This window comes from Paenibacillus sp. JJ1722 (genome assembly GCF_048282685.1).
GTDB lineage: Bacteria > Bacillota > Bacilli > Paenibacillales > Paenibacillaceae > Paenibacillus > Paenibacillus polymyxa_B.
Genome location: NZ_CP182500.1, coordinates 83,156 through 87,886 on the forward strand (window position 1 = coordinate 83,156; position 4,731 = coordinate 87,886).

At 48.2% G+C, this 4,731-nt stretch carries 4 protein-coding genes; all 4 read left to right on the forward strand.

All coding sequences use genetic code 11. The annotated features are described in order from the left end of the window. Positions 1-40: 40 nt before the first annotated feature. From ACM1ND_RS00400 to ACM1ND_RS00415, 4 genes are read left to right on the forward strand one after another with little or no spacing between them, the layout of a single operon-like run. The gene (locus ACM1ND_RS00400; RefSeq protein WP_068938693.1) at positions 41-1,264 is read left to right on the forward strand and encodes an aldehyde dehydrogenase family protein; all 1,224 of its coding nucleotides are present in this window, start codon (positions 41-43) and stop codon (positions 1,262-1,264) included. Further along, a complete protein-coding gene (locus ACM1ND_RS00405) occupies positions 1,261-2,961 on the forward strand; it encodes a thiamine pyrophosphate-binding protein (RefSeq protein ID WP_075153522.1) in 1,701 nt (566 codons plus the stop codon). The genes ACM1ND_RS00400 and ACM1ND_RS00405 overlap by 4 nt, the downstream gene beginning before the upstream one ends. A 23-nt stretch (positions 2,962-2,984) precedes the next feature. After that, entirely contained in the window at positions 2,985-4,226 is a 1,242-nt protein-coding gene (gene fabF / locus ACM1ND_RS00410; RefSeq protein ID WP_068938691.1) for a beta-ketoacyl-ACP synthase II, read from the forward strand. Between the two features lie 4 nt (positions 4,227-4,230). Next, entirely contained in the window at positions 4,231-4,638 is a 408-nt protein-coding gene (locus ACM1ND_RS00415) for a 3-hydroxyacyl-ACP dehydratase FabZ family protein (protein ID WP_025721676.1), read from the forward strand. Positions 4,639-4,731: the final 93 nt, after the last annotated feature.

A 4,731-nucleotide genomic window follows, 5' to 3' on the forward strand; every position in this document is an offset into this window, starting at 1 on the left:
ATATTTACCAAAACCGCATATAGGAAAGGGAGAATGTGCCATGAGTATAAATCCAGAATTGGCAGAAAACACACTGTTTTTGGAAAGGCATGAATCTATTCTGAAGTGCCTCAATTATTTGATTGAAAATCGGCAGGAAGTGATGGATATTCTCACGCAATTTTCATCCTATCGGGCCGCCAATGCAGAAATTGACTCCACGATCCTCACACTTCAAGGTGCTCTGCAAGAAGTGCAGACCTATCAGCCAAGCTGGCAACGATCTATGGCTGTATTCATGCCTTCCAACGTCATTTTGTACTCCTATGCATTATACCTCTTGATTCCGTCCCTGTACGTTGAAAATATAGACTTTCGCCCTTCTTCTCACGTAAACGAGTACGTCAACATGCTGCATGAAAAGCTTCAGGCTGTACACGGATTACCCATCTATATTCGTAAGGTCAGTCAAAGGGTTTTTATGGAAAATTCGGTTATGCCAGCTGATATTGTGGTGTTCACCGGGAGCTATGTCAATGCGGAGAAGATCAAAAAACAAATCCGAAAAGACCAACTCTACATCTTCTATGGACAAGGGATCAATCCTTTCGTCATCGGACCCGATGCTGATCTGGAACTGGCGGTTACCGATGTAATCCGAATGAGACTGTTCAACTCAGGACAGGACTGCCTGGGACCCGACATCATTCTGGTACATCAAGATGTGACAGAGAGCTTCAAAAACCTGCTGATTATGCGGCTTGACCAACTTGTGTTTGGAGCCAACGATGATCCGAACGCAAACTATTCCCCTATTTTCTATAAAGATGCGCTGAACTCGGTTTCTGAATATTTTAATACGAACGATAAGTTTATTATTTACGGCGGTGGCATTGATTTCCGTACGAAAAAGATGGAGCCAACGATTGTATATAGCGAGCTAGATCAGGATTTGGAGATTATTGAGTATTTTTCACCGGTCTTCAACGTGGTTAGCTACCGAGACGACGAGCAGCTGATCAAGCGTATTTCCTCCAGTTATTTCAGTGAACGAGCAATGGGTTGCAGCTTATACGGGTCTAGTCACCTGGCGGACGTTCTGCGAAAGAAGCACACGCTGACCATTAATCAGACGCTTGAGGATGTGGATCAAGGCAATAAGCCTTTTGGTGGCTATGGCACGATGTCGAACTATATTTTTTACGATTTCAAGCTCATTTCGAAGCCGATCTTGATTTCAGAAATTGTCGCAGAATATTTGTCGGAAAAGAGGAGTTTGGTATGACTGCGAGTTTATTCCCTTGGGATGCCATCATTGGCTACTTAAAATCGGCTGGGGTTCAGCATCTCTTTGGATTACCAAGTGATGATCTCAAAATCGTATCGTCACTCCCCTCATCCGGTATGGATTTTATTCTGTGCAAAGATCAACGTAATGCTGTGTTCATGGCAGCAGGTTATGCGCTCACCACCAACCAGATGTCCGTATGCGTTGTGGGGAAAGGCCCTGCGCTCAGTAATACACTTACAGGGCTACTGGAGGCCAAGAACCTGGGCGCTCCGCTCCTGCTTTTGGCGCTTGGCACTGGCGGAGACAAGCTGGGTACCCGATCCTTTCAGGAAGCCGATCAAATCTCACTCGTGAAGCCGCTCGTAAAATGGGCTTATCGTGTCGAGCATGTGGATCGGCTTGTATGGGCGATGGAGCGGGCTGCCTTTTTGGCTATCAATGGAGCACCGGGTCCCGTCTATATCGAACTCCCTGAAAACCTGATGGACCAGCCTGTGCCAACAGGGCTTCAGTTTACCCCACCAGAAAAGCTGTCGTGCTCTCCGTCTCGTCGGGAGTTGGATGCATCGTGGGAAATTATTGAGAACGCCCGCAGACCACTCATTCTAGTCGGAGGCGGCATGAAGTCAGGTACAGGTGATGTGATTGAGCGGTTCGCTAACCAACATGGAGCGGCCTTGTTCGCAACCGCCTCGGGACGGGGTGTAGTTGATGAAGACCACGAACTCTTCTGTGGTGTTGCGGGACTCTATACAGATCTCAGTCTAAGACAAATCTGGAAGGAATCTGATGTGGTGATCACACTGGGCAGTCGATTGGAAGAAACGGCTACCTTCGAGTGGGATATTTTGCTACAGGATACACCTTTGATTCAGGTCAATGTAAATCTGGAGGATTTTGCACACGAATACAAGGGTATCAAGGTGCTCGGTGATGGATATGCAGCGGTGGAGCAGTGGCTTGAACGGCGTGGGCAGGAGCCTGATGGAGTGTGGCTTGAAACGATTGGGAGTTGTAAACAGGAGGCTTTTTCTCACAGGGCTATTTATCTGGAAGAGCTGAAAAAGACACCTGGAATCCACGTTCCTGAGCTGTTGGACATGATTCAGACGGAGTTCCCTGAAAATCTGGTGCTTCTTCAAGAGAATGGATTGCAGGATATGTGGTCCTATTTTTATCCATATTTTCGCTTTGCCCACGGTTCTCTTTCGATTGTTCCTAGTGATCAAACGAGTCTTGGATTCGGTGCGGCGGCTGCTCTGGGAGCAAGCGTGGCAACACAACGTCCAGTAGTGGCACTTGTAGGTGACGGTGCGTTCAATCTCTTTTGTTCGGATTTTATGACGGCGGTGGAGTATCAAATACCGTTAATCTATATCGTACTCAATAATGGTGGCTATGGTTGGTTGCAGAATCAGATGAATTATAAACATCTCACAGGGCAGTCCCTCCCGTTTGTTTCTGAGGCGGCCAAGACAGGAATTCAAATTCCTCAGTATGAGTTTGTGGAAAGCCTTGCCATTCGGAGTAAGGGAGAGGCGCGGGAACAGCTTCAGCTTGCTTGGCAAAAGTATCAGGAGAACAAGCTTGTGGTCGTCGAGGTATATGCTGATCTTGCGGATGTGCATGAAAAAATCAGTCATGTGTATGGCGACTTTCCTCTCTACGAGCAACAGGCTTCCAAGAATTAATTTCAACGAAGGACGTGGATACAGTGAGAAGACGTGTTGTAGTGACTGGACAGGGAGTCGTAACGCCGGTCGGGCTTAATCTTACGGATTTCTGGAATTCACTGTTGGAAGGAAAAAGCGGAATCGGACCTGTCACTGCTTTCGATACAGCGGACATTCCGACAAAGATCGGTGCACAGGTTACGGGCTTTGACCCATTGCAATATATGAGCAAGAAGGAAGCTAATAAAGTCGCACAGTTCACTCAGTTTGCTTTGGCGGCTGCCCGGCAGGCAGTGGAGCAATCAAAATTAGTGATTGATGAGCGGAATGCAAGTCGCGTGGGGGTTATTGTCGGCTCTGGAGCAGGCGGCCTCGACGTTATAGAGGAGAACTATGGGAAATTAACAAAGCTTGGTCCCAAAAGAGTTTCTCCTTATTTTGTTTCCTCGATGATGATTAATTCAGCACCTGGTGAAATCTCCATTGCTATTGGAGCCAAGGGGCCTTCTTTTGCTGTGGTTACGGCTTGTGCCACAGGAAGTAATGCCATTGGTGAGGCATTACGTACGATCCAGTACGGCACGGCTGATGTCGTGGTTGCTGGTGGAGCAGAAGCCAATTTTAGTCAGCTTGATCTGGCATCTTTTGCGAATATCCATGCTCTCTCCAGACGTAATGAAGAGCCACAGAAGGCTAGTCGTCCGTTTGATGTGGATCGTGATGGATTCGTCATAGGTGGAGGAGCAGGAGTTTTGGTGCTGGAGGAGTTGGAGTATGCTTTGAACCGCGGAGCCACCATTCTGGCCGAAGTTGTGGGTTACGGATGCACAACTGATGCGTATCATATCACGGCTCCAGATCCCTCTGGCTCCGGCCCGGCAGAAGCAATCAACATCGCACTGCAGGATGGCGGCTTAACACCGCAGGAAATCGACTATGTCAATGCCCACGGTACGAGTACGCCATTTAATGATCGTATGGAGATTAACGCTATTCAAAAAGTATTCGGGGAGCATGCCCCCCAATTGGCGATATCGTCTATTAAATCCATGACTGGCCATTTAATGGGCGGTGCAGGGGCAGTCGAATTAATTGCGACTGTGCAGAGTATGATTCACAGCAAAGTACCACCGACACTCAATTGCGACAATCCTGAAGCTCCTGAATTGAATTTTGTGCCGCATGTATATCAGGAACGCGAGGTCCGCGCGGCGATTAGCAATTCATTTGGTTTCGGAGGGCACAACGTCTGCCTTGCTGTTCGCAAGTGGGAAGGGGAATAAGCCTGTGAGCGAAGAGCTGATCCATATCCCGGATGTGCTTCCGCACCGGTACCCATTTCTTCTGTTGGATGGCGTGACCGGGTACGAAACGTCGCAATGGGCGAAGGGATACAAGCTTGTCACCTGGAGTGAGTGGTTCATTACTGACACTAACCCATACATGCCTCCTATGTTGATTGTGGAGTCGCTTGCACAATTAGCGGCATTCGCTGCGATTGATAAAAAAGGAATTTCATACCTGACTAACCTCAATGGAATTCGATTCCACAGCTTGGCCAAGCCTGGGGACCGAATTGATCTCTATTTTGAAGTGATCAAGCGTCGGCGGGGCTATATTCTTGGAAGCGGTCGGGCTTCCGTAGGGGATCGATTGGTGGTTGAGGCGGAAGAAATTGTTTCACTGGATCAATGACAGGGTGGAAGCGCACGTTAAACTGTCCTTTTGTCCTCCTGACTGCCAGGTGCAGCGGGAGGATATTCACATCATGGAATAGGAGTGAATGAG

Bases quoted from the DNA above. Each gene is read 5' to 3' on its own strand.
- ACM1ND_RS00405 (WP_075153522.1), top strand. From the start codon at position 1,261: ATGACTGCGAGTTTATTCCCTTGGGATGCCATCATTGGCTACTTAAAA.
- ACM1ND_RS00400 (WP_068938693.1), top strand. From the start codon at position 41: ATGAGTATAAATCCAGAATTGGCAGAAAACACACTGTTTTTGGAAAGG.